The following is a 23,771-nucleotide window of genomic DNA, read 5'->3' as shown; positions in this document are numbered from 1 at the left end:
CTTCACTCAACATATTGGAGGGTGCTTGATACCATCCTCAGATGGGCCCTTTATTGCTTTTTACATAAGATTTATGTCATCGACTACAAGATGAGAAAATCCGTGTACAAGTTCGATTTTGCTTTGCTAATAAAATCTATCGAATAGTTATAAACAGCCATAGATTTAACTCGCCCCCTTCATCTGAGACAATATTGACGAGAATACCACATGGAACATGCAGACAAACTAGAACTCCATTATTATTTTACAGATGACAGCCATAATATAGATGCAATCATACGCAATCGTTGTGAAGCGGAAATTCTGGCTATTTTAATTGAAGCCGCTGACATATTAAACATGGATGTAACTGTTAACAGCGAAGCTTATGCAGAAGGCGGTTTTCGAGAATTTTGGAAACTTCTTGGCTCTCACGGAAATCAAATAACCATATTATTAGCCATTGTATCAATACTTTTATCTCGCATTCCGATTAGTGACCCAGAGATAGAGGCTTTAGAAAAAGAGATAAAACAACTTACAATAGAAGAGAAAAAATTAAATATTCAAAAGCTCAAACTTGAACTGCAAGAGAAACCAGTAGAAAAAATTGATCAAACAGTTATCAGAAAGGCTGCAAGCTATGTAGACAAAAGCCTTAAATTTGTTAAACGTCGTTCGAACCTATACTCCCATCTAACTGGATATCATAAAGTTCAGAAAATAGGCTTCAATATTCTCGATAATAATTTTGCACCACTTGAAAGTGAGAGAGTAATTGATAGAGTGAATTTCAAAAAATTCATACTATCCTCCAACAAGCTTAACTCCGAAATTGATGAATCTGCAGTAATAGAGATTGTATCGCCAGTCTTAAAAGAGGGTCGCTACAAATGGAAAGGTATATATGAAGAAACAACTATAACTTTTGATATGCTAGATGCGCAATTCAAAGAGGATGTACTCTTAGAAAAAGTAGCTTTCAAACATGGTTCCACAATCACTTGTGTTCTTCGTATAGGTAGAGAGCTTGATGAAGTTGGTGACATTAAAATTACGGGATATGCTGTTTCTACAGTTCTTGAAATTTCTGACGGTTCTGATGTTAGCGAAACTATGCAGGGGAAGAGATACTTGCATACAAAGAAACTAAGAGATTCACAAGGGGATCTTTTTGCTTAAATATTCCATTGGTTCGATTAAATGGCTTAAGCCACGATCGTTTGGCTGGATATAAACGCCAGCGACTGCCGGTTAAAGTGCTCCGGCTGCTCCACGTTGCAGACATGGCCGCAGTTTTCGATGACGGCGAGCTGGCTGTAGGGATCGCGGGCGACCTGCTCGCGCACCGGGGCGATAAACATATGATCCTCTTCCCCCATCAAATAAAGGGTCGGGATCGGCAGCGCCCGCTCACGGAAGTAGCGCATCAATGGGTTGACCTCGGTGGCGAGGCGGAACCAGCGTTTGAACTCCTTCTGGCAGAGCTTGCGGGCCTCGCGCACGAAGAGGTTGCGGGACTCCTGATGGCGCTGGCGCGGCATGATGATGAAGGCGAACAATCGGTAGAGCCACATGTAGGGCAAAAAGTGCTGGCCGAGGCGGCCGAGCTGCACCAGCACCCGGGAGCGGATGTCGAGGCGCAGGATGGCGCCGCCGAGCACCATGCTCTTGACCCGCTCCGGGCAGAGCTCAGCCAGGTGGCGAATGAGGATGGTGCCAAGGGATATGCCGACAAAATGGGCGCGGGGGATGCGCAGGTGATCGAGCAGGCGCAGTATGTCCTCGGTCACCGCCCGAAAGCTGTAGTGACCCTGCACCACCTGCTGCAACTGGTTGGACTGGCCGTGGCCGCGCAAGTCCAGCAGCAACACATTGAAGTGCTCCCGATAGGCGCGCAGTTGCTTGAACCAGATGGAGGAGCTGCCGCCTGCGCCGTGCACGAACACCACCCAATCCCGCTCGGGACCCAGCTCGAAAGTCTTGTGGTACAACATCTTATGGGCTCCCGGGTGGTTGGGGGATATACTCGGTCGACATATTAACAGATGGGGCGCGCCCGATGAATATGCTGCTGCTCATCATTGGACCAGCATGGAGTATCGTATGACGCTCATATCCTTGCGTGAATTTCTGCTAAGCCAGCCCGGCGCCACCGAAGATACGCCGTTCGGCCCCGAGATCCTGGTCTATCGCATCGCCGGCAAGATGTTCGCCCTGGTGGACTGGCAGGCCGCGCCCCTTACCATCAATCTCAAATGCGAGCCGGAACTGGCGCTCTTGCTGCGAGAGATCCACCCCGAGGTGAAACCGGGCTGGCACATGAACAAGTTACAGTGCAAATTCACACGTACTTACTGCTGATCGTTGCTGTTATCTTCCAGCTTACTAGTATCAGCATCTGGTAACTGTATTTTTAATGACTCTAGAGATTTTTGGGCATGCTTACTTTTCATTCGTTCCAGAACAATATCCCATATTTTCTGCCGTGTTTGGAGATCAATAAATCCGTCAAAGCCAAGCTTCTGATTACCAAATAACATGGAATAGGCTACAACGATATACGTCATCCAGTTATCTAGATTCCCCAATCCGCCAGAGATTACGTTCCAAATATCCCCTGGTGAGTGAAACTGAGCTTTGGTTGTTATAGTAAGTTCATCATTTTCAACGTAGTCTGCTAACACATTGTCTAAATACGCAGTATCTACATCACCGTGCCGAGAAATTTCTTTACCTATAACTTCAACATCATTAAGTATATTGAAAAGGGATGTGACACTATAGTTCTTGATCTCATCTTTAGATGTGATTTTTAATGATAAATAAAGCCTATCCTCACAGGTGAATGCTGGATAAATCGAGTGATACAAAGCATCCCAATTTTTATCCAAGTTGAACACTGTTTGATTCGCTTTAAGTGCTCTTATTAGTCCATAGGGTAATTTTTCCCTATGAATTACAGGTCCCCATTGAACATTTCTTCGTAGATGCATATCCATATCAGAATAACGTTGAGTTTCATGGTCATATATAACCCTCAATTTCTCCTTTGAAATATAAGGGTTACCAATGACTCGACCATATCGTACTCCGCGGTCACCAACGGTAAGAACCCAATCGCCAATTTTAATATCATAAATGAAAGATCTAATTTGGGCTAAATGCGAAGATATAGTTCTTTTTTTTACCTTATCGGTATTGAATTTTACTACTCGTTCAAATAAATCAACTTGGTTTGGAAAGAAGTTTTTTTGATCTTCAATGAACAACTGGTTGAGATGTGCCAATGCAATGACACCATGGGTACAAAAATGATCATAGAAGCGACCACTATCAGCTCTAACAACCCAATAACGTCTCTCGCTTGGCACTTCATATATTTTCATCAGGTGTCTCTCTATAAGGACTCATAGCGAGTACAATGACATACGGTAATAGGTTCATCAACAATAACGTTATACCATCAACCGATACTAATAATCGTTTGCATGTTGATGCCTTAGAAGACTAAAAACAGCTGGAGAGAACAAAAAATGAGCATTAATTTATGTCGTGTATAATTGTCACAGCAAATGATTGTAATTTTCCTTTAGATACAATCAGTTATCTTGAGTTCGTGTCTTTACACTCTAACAAGCAGCACTGGAACACGGTCACCCTGGAGGGCGGTCTCGACGCCGAGCTGTGGCAGGGTTGGATAGTCCACTCCTATGAGCGGGTGGTGGCGGGTCTGCCCAAGGCCAAACGCCCCCAGGCCCCGACCATCCATCCCAAACCATGAGCCACCCCATGTCTGACGCCTCTCAATCCCAAAACCCAGCCACCTACCAAGTCGTTCCCCTGGACGAGGGTCATATCCCGGCCCTGCTCGCCCTGTTCGAGCAGTCGGTGCGCCAAACAGGCCCCGAGCACTACAGTCCCGAACAAGTGGAGCAGTGGGCTCAAGGGGCCAGCCATCCTGGTCTTGCGGCCCAGTTGCGTGAGCACCACGGCTGGGTCATCACACGCGCAAAACCGCAAGGTGAGGGGCACATGGCAGGAAAAGAGACCGTCGAGCCCGCTCCCCTTGGCTTTGTGACCCTGAGCGATGACGGCCACCTGAGCCTGCTCTATGTGAGCCCACATCATCAGCGACAGGGGCTCGGCGGCCGTCTGCTGGAGACCGCCATGCAATTTGCCCGGCGCCGCAGCCTGCCTCTGCTCACCACGGAGGCGAGCGCCTTCAGCCTGGGGCTATTCTTGCGCCACGGCTTTGAGCAGACCGGATTGGAAACCGTTGAACGAGGCGGAGTCAGTTTTATCCGTCATCGCCTGCACTGTCGCTTGCCAAGCCAGGGGTAGCCACTAAAATACGGCCCACTTTCCACAGATTGAATGAAGGCAGCCAGCATGGTGGTAGAGAGCGAAGGGTACATTGCGCTGATCGAGTATCTGGTCGAGAGTCTGGCCCTGTTCGAGAGCCAGCAGGCGGGCACGGGCAGCCAGACCATCGAGGATCTGGTGAGCGGCCGGGTAGCCGACAACCTGATGACCATCTGCGAGCAAAACCCCCAGCTCGACGCCAAGGTGCGTTTTCTCATCATGCAGGAGGCCGACGCCGTGGTCGCCGATCTGGAAGAGGTGCTCTCCGCGGTCTGGCTGCGCGCCCCCACGCCGGCCCAGCAAGCCTTCCTCGATGAATTCATCGATCTCATCAAGAACCTGTTCGACAGCGCCATCCGCTAACGCTGATTGGCACGTCCTGCACGGTTCCTCGTCAACCCGCTGATTGCTCCGCGATACAATGCAGCAGACATGCAGCAGACATGAAAAGGGCCGCCTCTGGGGCAGCCCTGCTTGCTATCATTTTCAATTCATCGCGCTTGTCTAAGTTGAATGAATCTCGAGGCAAGAAAAATGTGTCTGGTCTTGGCTGCCGTCCTTGGTAGCTACCTGTTTAGTCAGCGCCAGTTCAGTTAAGTTCCCCGCCGTGACAGATTTTTTTCAATTTTCTTTCCGTTTCACTCGTTTCTTTGTGTTTCTCTCGTCTAGCCATTAAAAAGGGGCCTGAACGGCCCCTTTTTAGCATGTTTTGCACTCAGCGATTCAGGCTGGGGGGCAGACAGACCCCGATTCCCCCGAGGCCACAATAGCCTTCCGGATTCTTCTCCAGATATTGCTGGTGGTAATCCTCGGCATAGTAGAAGGGAGCCAGCGGCAGGATGCGGGTGGTGATGGTACGCCCGTCACCGCTCGCCGCCATGGCCTGCTGGAAGGCGGCCAGGCTCTGCTGGGCGATGGCTTCCTGGCTCTCGTCCCCGACGAAGATCACCGAGCGATACTGGGTGCCCACATCCCCGCCCTGGCGCATGCCCTGGGCCGGATCGTGCTGCTCCCAGAACAGCTTGAGCAGGGCGCCGTAGCTGATGACCTTGGGATCGAAGATCACCTGCACCGTCTCCGCATGACCGGTCAGACCGCTGCACACCTCCTTGTATGTGGGGTTCGGAGTCAGCCCCCCCTGATAACCGGCGGCGGTGGAATAGACGCCAGGCTGCTGCCAGAACAGGCGCTCCACGCCCCAGAAGCAACCCATACCAAACCAGGCGGACTCCAGCCCCTCGGGCCAGGGTCCCTGAGTCGGATGGCCATTGACCGCGTGCTGCTGGCCAATCACCAGCGCCTCACGTCGACCCGGCAGCGCCTCTGCCGGTGAAATAATCTGCTCCATATGCCCTGTCCTTGTATAAAACTCGCGAAATGCCGCGACTGACGAAAAGGAGTATCGAAGATAACAGGTTATGGCATGGGATCAACTTGGCCGGACGCCGCCTGACCCACGCCAGTTTCCCGTCCTCTCCCCTCCCCCTGGAGGAGATAAATGGCAGCAACAGCCACCAAATCAATATTTAGTCTTGATTTGTGAATTTATTTTCATATATTGGGCAAATTGCTGTTTTTTTATGGAAGAAGTCTCAAGTGCGTGAACGCGAACCCAGCCTGGTCTATGCCTTTCGGCAATCCACCCCCTATGTCAACGTGCACAGAGGCGCCACCTTCGTGCTGATGATGGGGGGCGAAGCCATCTGCCACCCCAACTTTGCCAACATCGTCACCGACATCGCCCTGTTGCAGACCCTCGGCATCCGGCTGGTACTGGTGTTCGGCTCCCGCCCGCAGAACGACGAGGCGCTGGCCCGGGCCGGCATCGAGGCGCAGTACCACAAGCGCATCCGGGTCACCGACGATCAGAGCTTCGACCTCATCAAACAGGTGTGTGGCGGGCTGCAGTACGACATCACGGCCCAGCTCTCCATGGGGATCGCCAACACCCCCATGCAGGGGGCACGCCTGAGCGTGGTGAGTGGCAACTTCGTCACCGCCCAGCCGCTCGGGGTGGAGGATGGCGTCGACTACTGCCACAGCGGCCGGGTGCGCCGCATCGATGTGGAGGGGATCCGTCGCCAGCTGGATCAGCAGGCCATGGTGCTCATCTCCCCCATCGGCTGCTCGGTCACCGGCGAGAGCTTCAACCTGAGCTCGGAAGAGGTGGCACGGCGGGTGGCGGTGGATCTGAAAGCGGACAAGCTCATCTGTTTCAGTAGCACCCAGGGGGTCATGGACAGGCACGGCGAGGCCATCTCCGAGCTCTTCCCCGAGCAGGCCGAAGAGCTCCTGGTGGAGCTGGAGCAGGCAGGGGAAGAGATGTCCGGCACCGCCCGTTACCTGCGCGCGGCCATCGCTTCGTGTCGCGGCGGCGTGCCCCGCTCCCACCTGGTGAGCTATCAGGATGACGGCGCCATGTTGCAGGAGCTGTTCAGCCGCGACGGCCTCGGCACCCAGATAGTGCGCGAAAGTGCCGAGCGGGCGCGGGCCGCCGCCATCGAAGACATCGGCGGCATCCTGGACCTCATCCGCCCGCTGGAAGAGGAAGGCATACTGGTGCGCCGCTCCCGCGAGCAACTGGAGATGGAGATCGACAAGTTCACCATCATCGAGCGGGACGGTCTCATCATCGGCTGCGCCGCCCTCTACTGCTTCATGGAGGAGGCCATGGCCGAGATGGCCTGCGTCGCCATCCACCCGGATTACCGCAACTCCAACCGTGGGGATCAGCTGATCGCCAAGGTGGCCGAGCGGGCCAAACGGCTCGGTATCGAGCGTCTGTTCGTGCTCACCACCCGCTCCATTCACTGGTTCCGGGAACGGGGCTTCGAGCCGCTGGAGGTGGAAGACTTGCCAGTGGCGCGCCAGCGCTTCTACAACTGGCAGCGCAGATCCAAGGTATTGTCCAAGACTATCGCGTAACTCTTTGTACGAAGCATTTAGCTAACTGATTGATCTTGTGTCTGGTTCCTGTCGATTGTTGATTTTTTTGCAAACTCGATTGACAGTGCATTCCAGTGCAGGGTATTTCTACATGCACGCCACCTCAGGGTGGCACCAGAAGAGGAGCGCTGCCCAGGCAGCCCAAGGGAGGACGCCAGCGTCCGGTGAACTTGGGTCAGGGGGAGCAGCGCCGAGACGAGGCGGGTCGCTGGAGACCACCACGTCGGCTGCGGGGGCTGAATCCCCCGGGTTGTCATCGGTCGTGTGCATCCCACAGGCATCCATCAGGATGTCTGTGGGATGGGCACCGCGGATGGAGTGCTTCTGGCCGGGACCCTCGTGTTTTCCTGCCATTTATCGCCTCCTCCTCTCTTTTGCCTGCTGAAACCGGATTTTCACCTTGAGACAGGAGTATGTTATGAGCCAGATCAACGTCGCCAAGTTCGGCGGAACCAGTGTCGCCGATGCCGCGGCCATGAACCATTGTGCCGACGTGGTACTGGCCAATCCGGCGACCCGGGTGGTGGTGCTGAGTGCCAGCGCCGGCGTCACCAACCTGCTGGTGAGTCTGGCGCAAGGGGAACTGGACGAGGCGGGTCAGGATGCCCAGCTCGCCCGGCTCGCCGACATTCAGCAGGCCATACTGACGGCGCTGGGGGAACCTGGCGATGTGAGCGCCATCATCCACGCTCAGCTCGCCGAGATCCGTACCATGGCCCGTCAGGCCCAGTTGCACACGGACGCTGAACTCGCCGACAGGCTCATCGCCTGCGGTGAACTGATGTCGACCCGCCTCTTTACCGAGCTGCTGCACCAGCGCGGCGTCAAGGCCCAGTGGCAGGATGCGCGCCAGCTGATGCGCACCGACAGCCGCTTTGGCAAGGCGAGCGTGGATCTCGCCGCCACCCGCACCCTCTGCCAGGCCAGCCTGGGCCCCCTGCTTGGCGACAGCCTGGTCATCACCCAGGGCTTCATCGGCGCCGACGGCGATGGCCGTACCACTACCCTGGGACGCGGGGGCTCCGACTACAGCGCGGCCCTGCTGGCCGAGGCGCTGGATGCCAGCAGCATCGAGATCTGGACCGACGTGCCCGGCATCTACACCACGGATCCGCGCCTCGTCACCCGGGCCCGTCCCATTCCCGAAATCAGCTTCGTGGAGGCGGCCGAGATGGCCACCTTCGGCGCCAAGGTACTGCATCCGGCCACCCTGCAGCCGGCCCTGCGCCAGGACATTCCGGTCTTCGTCGGCTCCGCCAAGGATCCGGCTGCAGGCGGCACCTGGATCCGCGCCAGCACCACCACCAACCCGCTGTTCCGGGCCGTGGCCCTGCGCCGCTCCCAGGTGCTGGTCACCCTGCACAGCCTCAACATGTTCCACGCCTACGGCTTTTTGGCCGAAGTGTTCGGCATCCTGGCGCGCCATCGCATCTCGGTGGATCTCATCACCACCTCCGAGGTGAGCGTGTCACTCACCCTGGATCACACCGGCAGCCAGAGCAACGGCGAACCCATCCTCGGCGACAAGGTGCTGGCTGAGCTGGGGCAGTTGTGCAAGGTCGAAGTGGAAACGGATCTTGCACTGGTGGCCCTCATCGGCAACCGCATGAGTGAGGCAGCCGGGGTCGGCAGCCGGGTATTTGATGCCATCCGCGAGCACAATATCCGCATGATCTGCTACGGCGCCAGCGCCCATAACCTCTGCTTCCTGGTCAAAGAGAGCGAGGCGGGCCACATCGTCAACCGTCTCCATCAGGAGCTGCTCGACTGAGCCCAATGACGACAATCCTCCATCAACAAGAAGAGGGGCCACAGGCCCCTCTTCTTGTTTTCGTATCGGCAATCCACCGTGGCGTCGCCGCTTGTCGCGACTACGCCTGGACGGCCTGTGGCAGCAGATGCTCCCTGATGGGGTCGCGCAAAGCCGCGAGCCGCGCGAGCAAGCCCTGCTGACCGAGCCCGGCCTCTTCGTCGCTCAGGCTGGCTGCGAGGGATGGATAGTGATCCCGCACCGCCCTCTCCAGCCAGTCGAGACGACGCAACGTGAGGGGGCCGCAGCTCTTGCCGCCGAGATCGTCGTCGATATCGAGCCGATGGCTGCGATACATGTCCTGCCACCAGTTGGCCGCCAGCGCCGCGTCACTCTCGAGGGCGGTGCGCCAGCGCGCCTGCAGGGCCTGCATCCGGGCCAGCACGGCGGGATTGGCCCCTTCCCGGTGCAAGTATTGCAACTCGTCCGTGGCCCAGGCGAGGCAGAGGGTGCGCCAGTGGTGAAACAGCGGCAGGGGATCCGCCTCGTCCAGCCAGAGACCGGAGAGGGTACGAGTTTCCAGCCGCTCGGGCACGTGAAACTCGGGATCGGACAGGCCGTTGGAGTTGAATTCGTGGCGGGGATCGAAGGGCCACATGTAACCAAAGTCGAACACCGAGATCTGCTGGCCGTCATCGAGCAGGTTGCCCGGGCTCGGATCCCAGTCAAACCAGCCCCAGCGGGCCAGCTCGGCCTGCACCGCCAGCATCTGCGCCAGATTGCGCCGGTTCAGCGTCTTGACGGGATCCCCCCTGAGCCAGGGGGAGACCAGCACCCCGGCCCGGGCCGAACCAAAGCAGGTGCAGACCACGTGAGAAAGGATGGTGGGGTGCAACTCTCGTAGGGTTTCAATCTCCCGGCGCCGCTCCAGCTCGGTCAAGAAGGCGGTCTGGCCATCCACATTGGCCACCAGGGAATCGGCCCTGCGCCGCTTGAGGCACCAGTGATGACCCTCGACTTTCAGGTGAAACACTTCGGCGGTGAGGCCATGGCGATAGACCCTGAGCACATCAGGGTGATCCTCGGTCAGCTTGAGCAATTGGGCCAATGGCTGGGGACAGTCGCGTTCACGCCCGATCCGGATCTCCTCTTTGCGCTCCAGCATCTGGAGCAGCCTTGCCTGACGTGCCGCAACCTTAGGATTCATACATGTACCTCCGACCGTTATTGAGAGACTAAGCAGCAAGACAGAGGCAAACCAGCGGCAAACGCTCATGATGCCGTTTTCATCACAGAATCAATCCGGCCTCTGGATCGGGATCACAATTTGCAAGTCAATACAGTCACACAATATTCATCTTTCGGTCATTAAATTGACATCAAGGAACCCACCCAGCACCATCGGGTCAAAATAGATGCAGCCATGGCTGCGAACCCCGCTCCAAGGATGAGCTTTTTATGAATGCCCCCCAGTTCGGTCACAGCCCCCCCTCCCGTCTCTCCAGGCTGCTGTTTGGCCTGCTCAGTGCACTCTTGCTGCTGACCCTGGCCCTGCCCCTGCTCAATCCCGTCGGCTGGCTCGGGCGAGCCGAGCCGCTCATCCTGGGGCCCGCCGATCAACCCATCGCCACCCTCAACCGCCACTCCCTGCTCTACAAGAGCGACAGCCGCGGCCTCTATCTGGTGGTGAGCAGTCAGTGGCAGTTGCTCAAGCCCCTGCAGCCGGGGGACAAGGTGCGGGTGGAGCTGCTCAACGACAAGGGGGTGCGCATCGATCAGTTGAGTCAGGCGGTGGACAAGCGTCAGAAGTGTCGCAAGGAGCGCTGCACCCTGGATCTCAACAGCACCCTGCGGGCGCCGGATGATGCCCTCGACAGCCGCTATCAGCTGCGCATCGGCCTGCTGCTCAAGGAGAGACCCGAGAGCGGTGAGTACAGCCAGATCCTGCAGACCCTGCCGGAGCGTGGCTTCAACCTCGTCTATCTGATGACCAGCCTGCTGCTGGTGCTGCTGGTGAGCGCCGCCGTGCTGCGGGTGCTGCTGCCACGCCTGCGCCAGAGCCCGGCGTCACGGGTGCTGGGCAGCCTGCTGCTCGGCAACCTCACCTTCGTGCTGCTGCACGGCTTCGTGGTGTTCAAGCTCGGGGAGTTTCTGCTCTGGTCAGGCTTTCGGCCGGAGCACTACTACCTCGCCTGGGGCAGTATGGTGCTGGGCTGGAGCCTGTGTGCCCTGGCGGGCTTCAATCTCTATATGGGGCTGGTGTTCACGGCGCTCTCCGGCATCGGTCTGCTCGCCAACTTCATGAAGATAGCCATCTACGGGGTGCCCCTTGGCGGGGACGATCTCGGCAACCTGCTGGCGCTCGTTCATATCCTGCTCGATCAGCACCCCGTGTTGCCGGTGCTCGGCGCCCTGGGGCTGCTCTACCTGTGCTGGCGCTTCGCCCTCTCCCGCTGGATCCTGCGCGCCAGCGCCGCCACCGTCGCCTTCTTCGCCCTCTGCGTGTTCGCGACCCAGACCAGCAACAAGCTGCTCGGGGCCAACGTACGCTACGTGGACAGGGCGGTGAACTACCACAGGGACATCATCCGCGCCGGCCCCGGCCTCTACGTCTTCAACCTGGTGGACGAGATGCTGCAAAGCGGCAACGTCTTTCGCTACCCCTTGCAGATCAACGATCGCACCCCCGAGCTCGCCCGGCCCGGCTCTCTCCTGGCCTCCCAGCCCCCACGCTTCGATCTGGTGATCGTGCTGCAATACGAATCGCTCTGGCTCGACTGGCAGGGCAGGATCTGCGCCCCGGCCCCCACCCTGAGCCTGCCCGCCGGCGTGCAGCAATGGCACAAGACCATCCACTCCCCCACCACGGGGGGCATGACGGTGCTGGCGGAGTTCGAGATGAATACCGGCTTGCCGGTGGGGCTGCTCAAACAGGGGGTGGTGCCCTACTACTACCTCTCGGAGCAGGTGCCGGGACTGGCCCAGAGCGCCAGGCAGAGCGGCTATCAGACCCTGTTCGTTCACCCCTATGTGGAGAAGTTCTGGGGCCGCGCCAAGGCCATTCCGGCGCTCGGCTATCAGGAGCGCTGGTTCGATACCCGCTTCAGCAGCCTGGAGCACAAGGGGCTCTACATCTCCGACGACGCCCTCATCGATCACCTGCTCAAGCGCAGCGAGCAGGATGACAAGCCGCTGTTCGCCTATGCGGTCACCATGCAGGGCCATGGCCCCTTCGACGGGGATCGCTACCAGGCCCAGCAGCGAGGCGGTGCCTGCCCGGATCAGAGCGCGGCAGACCAGCAACTGCTCAACACCTACTACACCGGGGTGGTGGATGCCATGGCCTCCCTGGAGCGGCTGCTCAAGAGCCTGGACAACTCAGGCAAACGCTACCTGGTGGTGGCCTTCGGGGATCACCAGCCGTTTTTGATGTCGGCGGGCAAGGGCATTCACGGCGCCAAGCCGCCCCGGGATGCCGCCTACCAGATCCCCATGATGGCCTTCACCCGCCGCGATAGCGGAATAGCACTCGAGCGCCAGTTCGCCCCGGTGCGCCAGCTCTATCAGATGGGACAGGCTACCCGCGCCCTGCTGGCCGGCGATCTCGCCCCCATCCCGGATCTGCCCCTGCTCCACCCCGTGCTCGGGGAAGAGAAGGGGTTCGATCCCTCCCCCCTGGTTCCCCAGATCCGGGCGAGCTTCAAAGCCGATGCCCTGCCTTGAAGCCATGACGCGAAAGCGCAGATCCTGACCATGACCTTCAGAGCCGATGCCCTGCCTTGAAACCATGATGCGAAAGCGCAGATCCTGACCATGACCTTCAAGGCCGATGCCCTGCCTTGATCCCCCGACCAGAATGTAAAAGAGGCCGCCACTGCGGCCTCTTTTTATTCCCCTGCCAGTCGTTCCCCTGATCTGTCTTCCACTAGCACAACCAGGATTCCAGCAAGGTCAGCCGCTGCTCATCGACGTCCAGCTCGGCCTGGATACCGAGTGGCAGGGTCAGCATGGGATGAGTGTGGGCGCAGTCGAACTCCGCCAGTATGGGGAAACGCGGCTCCCCCACCACCTCCAGCAGGATGTCGAGCGGCCGCTTGCCGCTGCCCTGACTGTCGAACAACTCGTGCTTGCCGAGAATGAGGCCACCGATGCGATCGAACACCCCGCACAGCTTGAGGTGGGTGAAGGCGCGCTCCACCGTCTCCGCCGTCTTGAGGCTGTCCTCCAGCAGCAGAAGATCGCCAGACTCAATTTGCGGCATATAGGGGGAGCCCCAGACGCCTGCCAGAGTGTTGAGGTTGCCGCCGATAAGCCGCCCCCGCACCTTGCCCGACCCCACCGAGATCAGCCGATTCGGCTGGCACGCCTTGGCCCGGGTCTGGTGCTCCCAATCGAGCCGCTCGTCACTCCATTGTGCCGGTGTCGGCAAGACATGGGGGACGGCGGCCCCCTCGGCCATGCAGACTTGCTTAAAACCGGCCAGCGTCTCGTCTACCAGGGGCGGCAACTCGCCAAACGACGCCACCAGCGCCGGACCGTAGAAGGTAACCAGGCCCGTCTTGGCGTGGATGCCGAGCAGCAGGGCCGTCACATCCGAATAACCGATGAGGATCTTGGGATCCCGTTTCAGTGCCTCGTAATCGAGATAGGGCAGCAGGGAGTTGGAATTGCTGCCGCCGATGACCGACATGATGGCGCGCACCTTGGGATCGCGGATGAGGGCATTGAGCTCATCGGCCCGGGCGGCGATAGCGCCGGAGCGCCAGTGGTCCTGCACGCCGGTCAGGCTGCCAGCCCTCAGCTTGAAGCCCTGCGCCGTCAGATAGGCCTTGGCACGCTCGAACCGGTGCGGCGCCCAGGCGGTGGCCGCGCTGGAGGGGGAGAAGAAACCGATGGTATCGCCGGGTTTTAGCCCGGCGGGCTTGAGCAATGGCATGGGAAAGCCTCCGTCCTGTTGGCCTCTGCGCCGGGATCGGCGCAATTCTGAGTGGGCCTCATCCTAATCCACTGTTTTCCCCGCCGACAAGGGTGAAAGCCCCTGCCAGCAGGCGCTTTTTGTTTAGATAAATCAAACAAGCTCATCAATTGGTGAAGAAAAATTGAACATTTCTGTCGATCCGTGACGCGCGACCTCATCCTGCCGGTGCTCATCAGACCAGCGTGCTGCCCCGCAGCGCCGATCCCGCCCCGACAATGACGAGCGCCGAGGCACAAAAAAGCCGATCCAGGGATCGGCTCTCACAACTGGGCGGTCTGTAGCCAGGGGAGTGACTAGATCACCACGGCGGTGCCGCTGATGCTGACCATCAGCATGCTGCCGTTCTGGCCCACCACTTCGTAATCCATGTCGATACCGACCACGGCGTTGGCGCCGAGGGCCGCAGCCCGCTCTTTGAGCTCCCCGAAGGCGATCTCCCGGGCGCGGGCCAGTTCCTTTTCATAGGCGCCGGAGCGGCCGCCGATGATGTCGCGAATGCCGGCGAACAGGTCCTTGAACACGTTGGCGCCGAGGATGGCCTCGCCCACGACGATGCCGCGATATTCACGAATGGGTTTGCCTTCCAGAGTGGGGGTCGTTGAGAGGATCATGGGGTCTCCTATGGGGTCATTGTGTGCGCCGATGCGCCGTCAGCGTCAGGTTAGCAGGTCTGCCGCGATAGCATAAGCCGGCTCCTACCATGTGAGGAGATGGCAAGCACATGATTTGACAGTCAAATGCCATCTATACTCCCCACGTGCGAACAACCCCTTTATCACAGGAGCGTGACCAAGATGACCAGCCTTGATGCCAGAAGCCCCCTCATCCCCCGGCTAATGCTGCCCCTCGCCCTCTTCACCGCAGCCCCAAGCCAGGCAGGCGGCCTCTATCTGTACGAAACCGGCACCGACGATCTGGGGCTTGCCACCGCGGGCATGGCCGCCCGTGCCCAGGATCCCAGCGTCCAGCTGATGAACCCGGCGGGCTTGAGCCATCTGGAGGGACGCCAGCTCACCGTCGGCGGCCAGCTGCTCTACGGGGACGCCCCCTACGATCTGGACGATCCCGCCCAGTCGGACGTCGATACCGTCATCGGCTGGTTCCCCGCCGCCTCCTTCTACTACAGCCAGCAGCTCGACGAGCGTTGGTCCGTCGGCTTTGCCACCTATGGCAACTTCGGACTGGGGCTGGACTACGGAGACTGGGCGGGCAAACAGCAGATCAAGGAGGCTACCCTGCTCGCCCTCACCATGCAGCCCTCTCTGGCCTATCGCATCGATGAGCACTGGTCCCTCGGCGCGGCCCTTGGCGTCAACTACGGCCTGTTCGCTCTCACCCGCGACACGAATAACGGGGAGAACAAGGAGGATGACAGCGACTGGGCCCTCAACGGCAAGCTGGGGGTACTCTATGAATTCAATCAAGGGACCCGCATTGGCCTGGGTTACACCAGCGAGGTGAAGTATCACTTCAACATCGACCGCGATATTCCCCTGCCCAGCCTGCCCGGTGAAAGCGCCCGCCTCTCGGTCACCGGTCTGGTCAACAGCCCCCAGCAATTGATGCTGAGCGCCTACCACCAGCTCACCCACGACTGGGCCATCATGGGCAACCTCGGCTGGCAGGACTGGAGCAAATACAACAGTAACGAGGTCACCCTGCCCGGGCGCGTCATCACCGACAAGGGGATGTACAAGGACACCTACCACCTGGCGCTGGGGGTTCAGCACACCCTGACGCCCCAGTGGACCCTCAACGGCGGCATCGCCTATGACAGCAGCGCCTACGAGGATCAGCAGAACACCTCACTGACGGTGCCAAGCGGCGCGGCCGTGCGCCTTGGCACCGGCGCCCGCTACGCCTTCAACCCGCAAGACAGCCTCGGCGTGGCATTCGAATACCTGCACATGGATGGCTCAAGCGTCGATCTCGGTGGCCTCTCCGGCCACTACCCCGACCCGAACTTCTACTTCTTCGCCGTCAACTACCACAGGCGTTTCTGACCCCCTGCGCAAAAAAAACCGCTCACGAGAGCGGTTTTTTTATCGGTGAACTGACGCCGGCGGCTCTTGGCGCAGGTAGCCGCCCTGGGTCAGGATGCCGTAGGCCACATAGATGTAGCCCAGCAGCTCTATCCCTTCCTGCAATGGCGTCTTGAACTCGAAGGCCATCTGCACCCCCAGGATCTCGTTCCACAGCAGGGAGCCGCTGCCAAACATGCGGCTGAACACCGCCACCAGCAGCAAGCCAAAGAGCGTGAAGAGGGCGCTGCGGTGCTGTGCGAAGCGAGCGGCCCCGTGCAGCAGCGTCTGCCAGCCCTGGCGCCAGCTGTAGAGCAGGGTTGTCATGGCCAGCAACAGGGCCGGATAGAGCCAGAAGCCGTGCCGGATCTTGTCGAAGAAGACGTCCAGCTCGCGGATCAGCAGGCAGCCGAAGAAACCGGCAAGCAACCAGAGGAAGGCGCGCACCTCGGGCAGGCGCCGTCCCTTCCAGTAGAGGCCGACGACGATGGCGAGCAGGACCCCTTCCTGCAGCAGTTCGGTGATGGAGATCTCCCCCACCCCGTTGTGGAGCCAGCGCAGATCGAGGGCGACAGTGAGGGTCGGGATCAGGGTGAGCAGCAGCAGGGACAGGATGTCGCAGGCCGCCAGCAGGAGGGTTTTCAGGGGTTCGGCGACTCCGGCCGGGCATTGCTCCTCGCAAGACGTTGGATTCACGATGGGATCTCGTCGATATCGGGAAAGTGAAAGGCCCGCCGGGAGAGGCGGGCCCTGAGCGGTATCAGTGCAGCTTCATGCTCGGGCGCAGCACCCGGTTGATGCGGCCCACCAGCATGATGAGGCCGGTCTTGATGTAGCCGTGCAGGGCCACCTGGTGCATGCGATACAGGCTGATATAGACCATGCGGGCGATATAGCCTTCCACCATCATGGAGCCGCGCATCAGGTTGCCCATCAGGCTGCCCACGGTGGAGAAGCGGCTCAGCGATACCAGAGAGCCGTGGTCGTGGTAGAGGTAGGGCTTGAGCTCGCCGCCGTTCATCATCGCCAGGATGTTCTTGAACGCCTGGGTCGCCATCTGGTGGGCAGACTGGGCACGCGGCGGCACGAACTTGCCATCCGGTTGCGGGCAGGCAGCGCAGTCACCGATGACGAAGATGTGATCGTCACGGGTGGTCTGCAGGGTCTCTTTCACCACCAGCTGGTTGATGCGGTTGGTCTCAAGACCCGCGATGTCCTTCATGAAATCCGGTGCCTTGATGCCGGCGGCCCACACCATGAGATCTGCTTCAATCAGCTCGCCATCCTTGGTGTGCAGCCCATCGCTGGTGGCTTCGGTGATCATGGTGGCGGTGCGTACATCCACCCCGAGTTTCACCAGCTCCTGGTGAGCGGCGCCGCTGATGCGCTCCGGCAGCGCCGGCAGGATGCGGGGACCCGCCTCCACCAGCGTCACCTTGAGGCTCTCGGTGGTGAGGTTCTTGAAGCCGTAGGCGTAGAGCTGTTCTACCGCATTGTAGAGCTCGGCGGAGAGCTCCACCCCGGTGGCGCCGCCGCCAACGATGGCGATCTTCACTTTGTCGCCGGGCTGGTATTCGGTGGCGAACTGCAGGAAGCGGTTCATCATGCTGTTGTAGAAGCGATGGGCCTGGGAGGGACTGTCCAGGAAGATGCAGTGATCCTTGATGCCCTTGGTGTTGAAATCGTTGGAGACCGAACCAATGGCCATCACCAGGTAGTCGTAGGGGAGCTCGCGCTCGTGCACCACCAGCTCACCATTCTCGTCGTGAATGGGGGCCAGCACGATGCGTTTGTCGTCGCGCTTGATGTCGGTCAGGCTGCCGAGCTGGAACTCGAAGCCGTGATTCTTGGCGTGGGACTGGTAGCTCAGGGCATCGATGCCCGCGTCCATGGAGCCGGTGGCCACTTCGTGCAGCAAAGGTTTCCACAGGTGGGTGCGGTTGCGATCCACCAGGGTCACCTTGGCCTTGTTCTTCTTGCCCAGCTTGCGGCCCAGACTGGTCGCGAGCTCGAGACCGCCGGCGCCGCCGCCAACAACGACAATATTCATCATGATGATTTTCCCTTAGTTCCTCAAAACGAAAGGGAGCCATTGGCTCCCTGAAACGAAATTGGTCGACGTGATAGCGCAGGCTCAGGCTTCTTTGAAGGCCTTCATCCGTTGCAGATGGTGCGAGATGTTCTTGAATTTATGGGTCTCGCGCTCATCCCATACGATGTCGTAATAGTTCTTCAGTTCACGCTCAGTGGCCCGATTATCGCGGATTTCATCCTGAACGGAAAGGATGCACAGGCAGTTTCCTGAATTTTTATTACGAAATTCGGTTACACACTTGGTGCCGATATCCTCGTACTCTTCCGGCCTGTCTATCTTGCCCTGCATGCTGTGCGCCGGGTCGAGATTGGGGTTGAAGATCACCTGCTTGATGCCGCACAGAAAACCGATCCGCTCGCTCCAGTAGCCGCCGAGACCGACGCCGCAGATGAGGGGCTTGGGGTCCGTGCTCATGTCGAGCTGCTTCTTCACTTCCTTGAGCAGGTGACTCATGTCGTGACGGGGATGAACCGTGCTGTAGTGCACGAAGCGCACATCATCATCGATAAACTGCAATTGCAGCACTTTCTCATGATTGCCCGGGCTGGTGGCATCGAAGCCATGCAGGTAGATGATCATGGGTAAGACCTCGGAAACTGTGTCGGTTCTATCGAAACTACTCCAGCGGCGGGGCCGCGCGCCACCAAAACATCCAACTTTCTTGCTTTGGATCACGCCGGTTGCCGCCGGAAAAACCTTTTTCCTCCCGAATTGAGCAGAGAACGTGCAACAAAGCGCCGCCCAGCCCCCTCTGCCCAGTCGAAGATCCCGCCGCGAGAGGCGACGGGAGCTCAGTCAGTCGAGCGCCTGCTCGAAGCGATCGACCGCCTGTGCCACCAGGGCCAGACTCCCCTGCCAGAACGCCGCCTCGCGGATATCCTGCCCCAGGTGTTTTTCCACCAGCGCCTCGGCGCTCATGCGACCGGTGTCTTGCAGCAGGGCGCGATAGGCCTGGGCCACGTTCGTTTCACCTGCGGCCTTGCGGGCCATCAGCTGGTGATAGACCCCGAGACTGAACAGGTAGCCGAACAGATAGGGGTAGTTGTAGAACCCGAAGCCCGCGATGGAGAAGTGCGCCTTGGCGGCCCAGAACAGCGGGTGGTAACGCGCCAGACTCTCCTCGTACCAGCGCCCCCAGGCCTCGTCGGTCAGGGCGCTGAGTCTTGCGGCCGACACATAGCCTCCCTTTCGCTCCGCCACCAGGGCCTGCTCGAAGTCGAAGCGGGCCGGGATGTTGACCAGGAAGGTGGCGGCCCCGTCGGCCTCGGCCCAGGCGATGGCCAGCCGCTCCTCTGACGTCTGCGCCTGCTCGAACAGGGCGCGACGCACTAGGGTCTCGGCGAAGATGGAAGCAGTCTCGGCCAGCGTCATGGGGTAGCTGCGCTGGCTCATGGGCAAGTCCCGGATGAGCCAGTTGTGCCAGGCATGGCCGAGTTCGTGGGCGAGGGTGATGACGTTGTCCATGGTACCCGCGTAAGTGATGAAGACTCGCGGCTCCACCGGGGAGGCGAACTTGGTGCAGTAGGCGCCGGTGCGCCGGTTCGGGGTAGGGGCGGCGTCAATCCAGCCCCGCTCGGCCATCATGCGGGCGAACGCCCCCATCTCGGGATCGAAGGCGGTGAAGGCCTGGGCGATAAGCGCGATGGCCTCCTCGAAGGGGATGGCCCGGTTGCTGACCGCAGGGGGCGGCGCAAACAAATCCTCCGGCCCCGGCACCGCAATGCCGAGCTTGCCGGCCATCAGGGTCAGCGCCCGCTGGCCCAGCCCCCGTGCCTGATAGGTCTCGGCCATCAGGGTATCCAGGGTAGCACGATCGATGTGGCTCTGGTGACAGGAGAGGTCCAGGGCATCGAGCAGCCGCGTCTTGCCACGCTGGCGAGCCAGCTCGAGACGCCAGCCGTTGAGGGCATTCAAGATGGCGGCCACCGTCTCCTGCTCCCCCGCCCAGCCATCGCTGATGGCATCGAACGCCTCCTTGCGCAGAGCCCTGTCCGGGCTCGACAGCAGATTGCTCGCCTCTGCCAGCCCCATCTCGCGGCCACCGATGGAGAGGCGAATTTTACCCACCAGATCGTTGTAGAGGTTGCCCCAGCCGTGCAGGCCATCGGTGCCAAGCCCTATCACCAGCTGCTCCGCCGCCACCGGCAGGCGCTGATCCTGCAGTCGCCGCTCGTGGCGCAGGCGATAATCCTCCTCCCCGAGCAAGGAGTCTTGCATCAGGTGTTCGAACTCGGCCGCAGACAAGCCCAGCATCAGATCCTCCACCGGTGCCAGGGCCTTGAAGAGATCGGCGTTGAGGGCGCGTGCCCGGGAGGCCAGCTGCTTGGCCAAGGGATCCAGGGCATCCTGACTGCCCTTCGAGGCCGCCAGTACCGCCACGTTCCAGCCGATGTTGCGAATGCGCTGCGCCCGCAGGCGCACCTCGCGCAGGAAATCCTGCAGGGCCTCCCCGTTGTCCCGCACGCCGGCCAGCTGGCCGATGAAGGCATCGAGTTCCGCCAGGCTGGCACGGGCCAGGCTCATGTCCGCCTCCAGCACGCTGCTGTCGAGGGAGGGATAGATATGCTGGTTTTGCCACTGCTGGGGATATTGAATGGGTTGCATCGTTGACTCGTGTTGATTCGTTATCAAAAAATGGCGTGGCCCGGCGCAGCGGACCACGGATAAAGGATGCCTGGGGCGGCTCACGCACATGGCGCGCAGCACTCTCCCCTTTCAGTGCGGTGCAGGCCCCCTGGCCTGCCGGAGCGGCTGGATCACACCAGCCGCTCGAGGCGGCTCACCGCCTCCTCGACATAACGCAGACTCTCCTGCCAGAAGGCGGGCTCGCGAATATCGACGCCGAGGTGCTTCTCCACCAGCGCCTCGGCGCTCATCCGCCCGGTGTCGGTGAGCAGCGCCCGGTAGGCGTCGACAAAGTCGCTACCAGCCCGCTCCTTCTGGGCATAGAGCCCCAGGCTGAACAGGTAGCCAAACAGATAGGGGTAGTTGTAAAACCCGAGATCGGCGATGGAGAAGTGACCCTTGCTGGCCCAGAACAGCTCGTCGTACTGGCCAAGACTGTCACCATACCATTGCTCCTTGGCGGATTTCATCATGGCCCTGAGCTGGCTCGCGCCCACATAGCCCTGTCCCCGTGCCGCCACCAGGGCCCGTTCGAAATCAAAACGGGACGGAACATCCAGCAGCATGCTGGCAGCCCGCTCGCCGTCCATCCAGGCGATGTCCAGCCGCTGCTCCCGGGTCTCCATCCGCGCATAGAGCGCTTCTCGCACCAAAGCCTCGGCAAACAGGGACGCCGTCTCGGCCAGCGTCTTGGGATACTCCCGCTGCTCCAGCGGTAGATCCCGCAGCAGCCAGCTGTGCCAGGCGTGGCCGAGCTCGTGGGCGAGCGTGATGACGTTGTCCAGGGTGCCCTCGAAGGTCATGAACACCCGTGGCTCGGCGGGCTCGGCATACTCGGTGCAGTAGGCACCGCTGCGGCGGTTCTCACTCGGGTTGGCATCAATCCAGCCTCGCTCGGCCATCAGGTGCACGAAACGCCCCATTTCGGGGTCGAAGCTTTCGAAGGCATCCGCCACCAGGCGCAGGGCCTCTGCCAGGCTGATGGCGACCGGACTCGTCGCGGGGGGCGGGGCATAGAGATCCCAGGGGGCGAAGTCCACGATGCCAAGGGCACTGCCCATGGCGCGCAGGGCCCGCCTGCCGAGTTCCTTGTGGGTATCCGCCTCCCCCATCAGGGTCGCCAGGGTGCGGCGCTCGAGGTGCCCCTGGTGGCAGGAGAGATCCAGCGCATCGAGCAAGCGCAGCCTGCCGCGCTGGGCGGCGAGCTCGTTGCGCCAGCCATTGATGGCGTTGAGGACGGCCGCCACCGTCTCCTGCTCTGCGCCCCAGGCGGCCTGGATGCCGTGCCAGGCGTGGGCGCGGCGCGCCCTGTCCGGGTGCGAGAGCAAATTGTCCGCCTGAGCCAGCCCCATGGCCTCTCCTTCCACCCGGGGGCTGAGCCTGCCCACCAGGTTGTCGTAGAGATCTCCCCAGGCCAGCAGGCCGTCCACCGCCAGCCCCTCTATCAGTTGCTCTGACTCGAGCGAGAGGCACTGATCCTGCAACCGACGGGCATGGCGAATGTCATAGGCCAGCTCGAACAGCTCGGGATCTTGCAGCAACTGCCGCAATTGCGCCTCGGGCACCGTCACCCAGAACAGAGCCATCGGCTTGAGGCACTGGGCCAGGGTCGCCTGCAACTGCTGGGCCCGGGAGTAGAGCGCCTTGGCGGCCTCGTCACGGCCATTCTGGCTGAGCCGGTTATAGCCGTAGATCCAGGCGTTGAGGGCAAAGCGCTTGACCGCGTTGCCTTGTTCCCGAATGGCCCGCAACAGGTGGCGCAGGGCGTTGGGATCCCGGGTATCCGGCAGTCTGGCAAGCAGCTCATCGAGGGAGGCAAGGGTCTTGGCGGCGTTCATGAAACCGGCGTCAACGGCCGGGCAGTCGGGGGCGGCGAAGATGTGATCATCCTGCCAGACGAGTGGAGTCATAACTGTCCTTGTTGGTTTGCGTCCAAATCAGGTGGCGCCGCCTCTGGTGGGCAGTCGCCACCCGATAGTACGAAGGGGGCTGGCGATTGCCTAGCCCCCACCCGGGTCACACCGGCAAGGTCAGTAGGATCAGTGCCTATTTGGCGGGCTTGAGTCGGCTCACCAGCGTCATGGCCACGACCAGCACCAGACCCGCCAGCACCCCCACCAGGGCGTTGAGCAGGGTCGGTGTCACGGCGGCCAGCACGGCCCCCACGCCGGCGAGGGGAGCCAGGCTCGCGGCCGCCCCCTCGATGAGGTGATGGGCAAAGGGCCAGCCGTGGACCAGGATGCCGCCACCCACCATGAACATGGCGATGGTGCCGACCAGGGCCAGTAGATGCATCAGTTTGGGAGCCGACACCAGCAGGCCCCGACCGACGGCGCGGCGCAGGGTGCCGCCATCCGGCTTTTGCAACAGGTGCAGGCCGATGTCATCGAGCTTGACGATGAACCCCACCAGGCCGTAGACCCCCACCGTCATCAGCAGGGCGATGCCCGCCACCACGGCGATTTGCAGACCGAGGCTAGACCCCTGCACGGTGCCAAGGGCGATGACGATGATCTCGGCGGAGAGGATGAAATCGGTGCGGATGGCCCCCTTCACCTTCTGCTGCTCGTAGGCCACCAGATCGTCCGGGACCGGGCCGCTGGGCTCGGCGGCATCGTCATGGGGCAGAAACTTGTGGACCAGCTTCTCCGCCCCCTCGAAACAGAGGTAGGCGCCCCCCAGCATCAGCAGCGGGGTGATGAGCCAGGGCACCAGGGCACTGATGGCAATGGCGGCGGGCACCAGGATGAGCTTGTTGCGAAACGATCCCTTGGCCACGGCCCACACCACCGGCAGCTCCCGCTCCGCCCGCACCCCGGAGACCTGTTCGGCGTTGAGGGCGAGATCGTCCCCGAGTACCCCGGCGGTCTTCTTCGCCGCCACCTTGGTCATCAACGCCACGTCATCGAGCACGCTGGCAATGTCATCGAGCAGGGTCAGCAAACTGGCTCCGGCCATATCGTCTATTCCTCATCTGGGTAACGAACAAGCGGTCATCGCGAAGGCCTG

The 23,771-nt window shown here is 60.2% G+C and carries 19 protein-coding genes, 2 pseudogenes and 1 riboswitch; of the genes and pseudogenes, 9 read left to right on the top strand and 12 right to left on the bottom strand.

Annotated features, from left to right (window positions below):
- Positions 1 to 210 precede the first annotated feature (210 nt).
- Positions 211 to 1,164 carry a hypothetical protein gene (locus VZC39_RS08000; RefSeq protein WP_434667342.1) on the top strand — a complete coding sequence of 318 codons (954 nt, stop codon included), beginning with the start codon at positions 211 to 213 and terminating at the stop codon, positions 1,162 to 1,164.
- 26 nt (positions 1,165 to 1,190) lie between these two features.
- Here VZC39_RS08000 and VZC39_RS07995 read toward each other — a convergent pair whose 3' ends face one another.
- Entirely contained in the window at positions 1,191 to 1,979 is a 789-nt protein-coding gene (locus VZC39_RS07995) for an alpha/beta fold hydrolase (protein ID WP_434667339.1), read from the bottom strand.
- A 109-nt stretch (positions 1,980 to 2,088) separates the two neighbouring features.
- On the opposite strand from VZC39_RS07995, the pseudogene VZC39_RS07990 reads away from it, so the two are divergent.
- Positions 2,089 to 2,313: pseudogene (locus VZC39_RS07990) on the top strand (MmcQ/YjbR family DNA-binding protein); the annotation flags it as partial.
- A gap of 23 nt (positions 2,314 to 2,336) precedes the next feature.
- Here the strand turns inward: VZC39_RS07990 and VZC39_RS07985 are convergent.
- A complete protein-coding gene (locus tag VZC39_RS07985; RefSeq protein ID WP_434667336.1) occupies positions 2,337 to 3,371 on the bottom strand; it encodes a hypothetical protein in 1,035 nt (344 codons plus the stop codon).
- A 239-nt stretch (positions 3,372 to 3,610) separates the two neighbouring features.
- Between VZC39_RS07985 and VZC39_RS07980 the strand changes: the two are divergent.
- From VZC39_RS07980 to VZC39_RS07970, 3 genes and pseudogenes are all read left to right on the top strand, one after another.
- Positions 3,611 to 3,766 (top strand): annotated as a pseudogene (locus VZC39_RS07980) (MmcQ/YjbR family DNA-binding protein); the annotation flags it as partial.
- An 8-nt stretch (positions 3,767 to 3,774) separates the two neighbouring features.
- Positions 3,775 to 4,326 (top strand): GNAT family N-acetyltransferase, encoded by a 552-nt coding sequence (locus VZC39_RS07975; RefSeq protein WP_434667333.1) that lies wholly within the window; start codon positions 3,775 to 3,777, stop codon positions 4,324 to 4,326.
- A gap of 48 nt (positions 4,327 to 4,374) precedes the next feature.
- Positions 4,375 to 4,710 carry a DUF3802 family protein gene (locus tag VZC39_RS07970; protein ID WP_349922424.1) on the top strand — a complete coding sequence of 112 codons (336 nt, stop codon included), beginning with the start codon at positions 4,375 to 4,377 and terminating at the stop codon, positions 4,708 to 4,710.
- A gap of 352 nt (positions 4,711 to 5,062) precedes the next feature.
- Here the strand turns inward: VZC39_RS07970 and msrA are convergent, their stop codons facing one another.
- Positions 5,063 to 5,695 (bottom strand): peptide-methionine (S)-S-oxide reductase MsrA, encoded by a 633-nt coding sequence (gene msrA / locus VZC39_RS07965; protein WP_434667330.1) that lies wholly within the window; start codon positions 5,693 to 5,695, stop codon positions 5,063 to 5,065.
- A gap of 248 nt (positions 5,696 to 5,943) precedes the next feature.
- Here msrA and argA point away from each other — a divergent pair, with 248 nt between their 5' ends.
- Complete coding sequence (gene argA / locus VZC39_RS07960; RefSeq protein WP_349921861.1) at positions 5,944 to 7,272, top strand: amino-acid N-acetyltransferase; 1,329 nt, start codon at positions 5,944 to 5,946, stop codon at positions 7,270 to 7,272.
- Between the two features lie 131 nt (positions 7,273 to 7,403).
- Positions 7,404 to 7,625: riboswitch (Lysine riboswitch) on the top strand.
- Between the two features lie 86 nt (positions 7,626 to 7,711).
- Positions 7,712 to 9,064 (top strand): lysine-sensitive aspartokinase 3, encoded by a 1,353-nt coding sequence (gene lysC, locus VZC39_RS07955; protein ID WP_434667327.1) that lies wholly within the window; start codon positions 7,712 to 7,714, stop codon positions 9,062 to 9,064.
- A 100-nt stretch (positions 9,065 to 9,164) separates the two neighbouring features.
- On the opposite strand, the gene VZC39_RS07950 is transcribed toward lysC, so the two are convergent.
- Complete coding sequence (locus VZC39_RS07950; RefSeq protein WP_434667324.1) at positions 9,165 to 10,250, bottom strand: hypothetical protein; 1,086 nt, start codon at positions 10,248 to 10,250, stop codon at positions 9,165 to 9,167.
- A 251-nt stretch (positions 10,251 to 10,501) separates the two neighbouring features.
- On the opposite strand from VZC39_RS07950, the gene VZC39_RS07945 reads away from it, so the two are divergent.
- Complete coding sequence (locus tag VZC39_RS07945; RefSeq protein ID WP_434667321.1) at positions 10,502 to 12,766, top strand: LTA synthase family protein; 2,265 nt, start codon at positions 10,502 to 10,504, stop codon at positions 12,764 to 12,766.
- Between the two features lie 202 nt (positions 12,767 to 12,968).
- Here the strand turns inward: VZC39_RS07945 and VZC39_RS07940 are convergent, their stop codons facing one another.
- Positions 12,969 to 13,979, bottom strand: a complete 1,011-nt coding sequence (locus tag VZC39_RS07940; protein ID WP_434667318.1) for a S66 family peptidase — start codon at positions 13,977 to 13,979, stop codon at positions 12,969 to 12,971.
- A gap of 335 nt (positions 13,980 to 14,314) precedes the next feature.
- Positions 14,315 to 14,632, bottom strand: coding sequence for a heavy metal-binding domain-containing protein (locus VZC39_RS07935; RefSeq protein WP_349921857.1), 318 nt, complete (start codon positions 14,630 to 14,632; stop codon positions 14,315 to 14,317).
- A gap of 183 nt (positions 14,633 to 14,815) precedes the next feature.
- On the opposite strand from VZC39_RS07935, the gene VZC39_RS07930 reads away from it, so the two are divergent.
- Positions 14,816 to 16,024 carry an OmpP1/FadL family transporter gene (locus tag VZC39_RS07930; protein WP_434667315.1) on the top strand — a complete coding sequence of 403 codons (1,209 nt, stop codon included), beginning with the start codon at positions 14,816 to 14,818 and terminating at the stop codon, positions 16,022 to 16,024.
- Positions 16,025 to 16,063: 39 nt separating this feature from the next.
- Here VZC39_RS07930 and VZC39_RS07925 read toward each other — a convergent pair whose 3' ends face one another.
- The 6 genes from VZC39_RS07925 to VZC39_RS07900 all read right to left on the bottom strand — a co-directional run bounded on the left by VZC39_RS07925 (position 16,064) and on the right by VZC39_RS07900 (position 23,720).
- Positions 16,064 to 16,738, bottom strand: a complete 675-nt coding sequence (locus tag VZC39_RS07925) for a hypothetical protein (protein ID WP_434667312.1) — start codon at positions 16,736 to 16,738, stop codon at positions 16,064 to 16,066.
- 64 nt (positions 16,739 to 16,802) lie between these two features.
- A complete protein-coding gene (locus tag VZC39_RS07920; protein ID WP_349921854.1) occupies positions 16,803 to 18,095 on the bottom strand; it encodes an NAD(P)/FAD-dependent oxidoreductase in 1,293 nt (430 codons plus the stop codon).
- An 81-nt stretch (positions 18,096 to 18,176) separates the two neighbouring features.
- The gene (gene ycfP / locus VZC39_RS07915; protein WP_349921853.1) at positions 18,177 to 18,716 is read right to left on the bottom strand and encodes an alpha/beta hydrolase YcfP; all 540 of its coding nucleotides are present in this window, start codon (positions 18,714 to 18,716) and stop codon (positions 18,177 to 18,179) included.
- A 216-nt stretch (positions 18,717 to 18,932) separates the two neighbouring features.
- Positions 18,933 to 20,741: a M3 family oligoendopeptidase gene (locus tag VZC39_RS07910; protein ID WP_434667307.1), complete on the bottom strand. Its 1,809-nt coding sequence runs from the start codon at positions 20,739 to 20,741 to the stop codon at positions 18,933 to 18,935.
- 152 nt (positions 20,742 to 20,893) lie between these two features.
- Positions 20,894 to 22,672, bottom strand: coding sequence for a M3 family oligoendopeptidase (locus tag VZC39_RS07905; RefSeq protein WP_434667304.1), 1,779 nt, complete (start codon positions 22,670 to 22,672; stop codon positions 20,894 to 20,896).
- Between the two features lie 136 nt (positions 22,673 to 22,808).
- Positions 22,809 to 23,720 carry a DUF808 domain-containing protein gene (locus VZC39_RS07900; protein WP_434667301.1) on the bottom strand — a complete coding sequence of 304 codons (912 nt, stop codon included), beginning with the start codon at positions 23,718 to 23,720 and terminating at the stop codon, positions 22,809 to 22,811.
- Positions 23,721 to 23,771 lie beyond the last annotated feature (51 nt).

Source organism: Aeromonas sp. NJAU223 (assembly GCF_051125555.1).
Lineage (GTDB): Bacteria > Pseudomonadota > Gammaproteobacteria > Enterobacterales > Aeromonadaceae > Aeromonas > Aeromonas veronii_G.
The sequence above is the reverse complement of the archived record's forward strand: the minus strand, read 5'-3'. Positions and strand labels throughout refer to the sequence as shown.

Coding starts and splice junctions, on each gene's coding strand:
- VZC39_RS08000 (WP_434667342.1), top strand. CDS start 211: ATGGAACATGCAGACAAACTAGAACTCCATTATTATTTTACAGATGAC.
- VZC39_RS07995 (WP_434667339.1), bottom strand. CDS start 1,979: ATGTTGTACCACAAGACTTTCGAGCTGGGTCCCGAGCGGGATTGGGTG.
- VZC39_RS07985 (WP_434667336.1), bottom strand. CDS start 3,371: ATGAAAATATATGAAGTGCCAAGCGAGAGACGTTATTGGGTTGTTAGA.
- VZC39_RS07975 (WP_434667333.1), top strand. CDS start 3,775: ATGTCTGACGCCTCTCAATCCCAAAACCCAGCCACCTACCAAGTCGTT.
- VZC39_RS07970 (WP_349922424.1), top strand. CDS start 4,375: ATGGTGGTAGAGAGCGAAGGGTACATTGCGCTGATCGAGTATCTGGTC.
- msrA (WP_434667330.1), bottom strand. CDS start 5,695: ATGGAGCAGATTATTTCACCGGCAGAGGCGCTGCCGGGTCGACGTGAG.
- lysC (WP_434667327.1), top strand. CDS start 7,712: ATGAGCCAGATCAACGTCGCCAAGTTCGGCGGAACCAGTGTCGCCGAT.
- VZC39_RS07950 (WP_434667324.1), bottom strand. CDS start 10,250: ATGAATCCTAAGGTTGCGGCACGTCAGGCAAGGCTGCTCCAGATGCTG.
- VZC39_RS07945 (WP_434667321.1), top strand. CDS start 10,502: ATGAATGCCCCCCAGTTCGGTCACAGCCCCCCCTCCCGTCTCTCCAGG.
- VZC39_RS07940 (WP_434667318.1), bottom strand. CDS start 13,979: ATGCCATTGCTCAAGCCCGCCGGGCTAAAACCCGGCGATACCATCGGT.
- VZC39_RS07935 (WP_349921857.1), bottom strand. CDS start 14,632: ATGATCCTCTCAACGACCCCCACTCTGGAAGGCAAACCCATTCGTGAA.
- VZC39_RS07930 (WP_434667315.1), top strand. CDS start 14,816: ATGACCAGCCTTGATGCCAGAAGCCCCCTCATCCCCCGGCTAATGCTG.
- VZC39_RS07920 (WP_349921854.1), bottom strand. CDS start 18,095: ATGATGAATATTGTCGTTGTTGGCGGCGGCGCCGGCGGTCTCGAGCTC.
- ycfP (WP_349921853.1), bottom strand. CDS start 18,716: ATGATCATCTACCTGCATGGCTTCGATGCCACCAGCCCGGGCAATCAT.
- VZC39_RS07910 (WP_434667307.1), bottom strand. CDS start 20,741: ATGCAACCCATTCAATATCCCCAGCAGTGGCAAAACCAGCATATCTAT.
- VZC39_RS07905 (WP_434667304.1), bottom strand. CDS start 22,672: ATGACTCCACTCGTCTGGCAGGATGATCACATCTTCGCCGCCCCCGAC.
- VZC39_RS07900 (WP_434667301.1), bottom strand. CDS start 23,720: ATGGCCGGAGCCAGTTTGCTGACCCTGCTCGATGACATTGCCAGCGTG.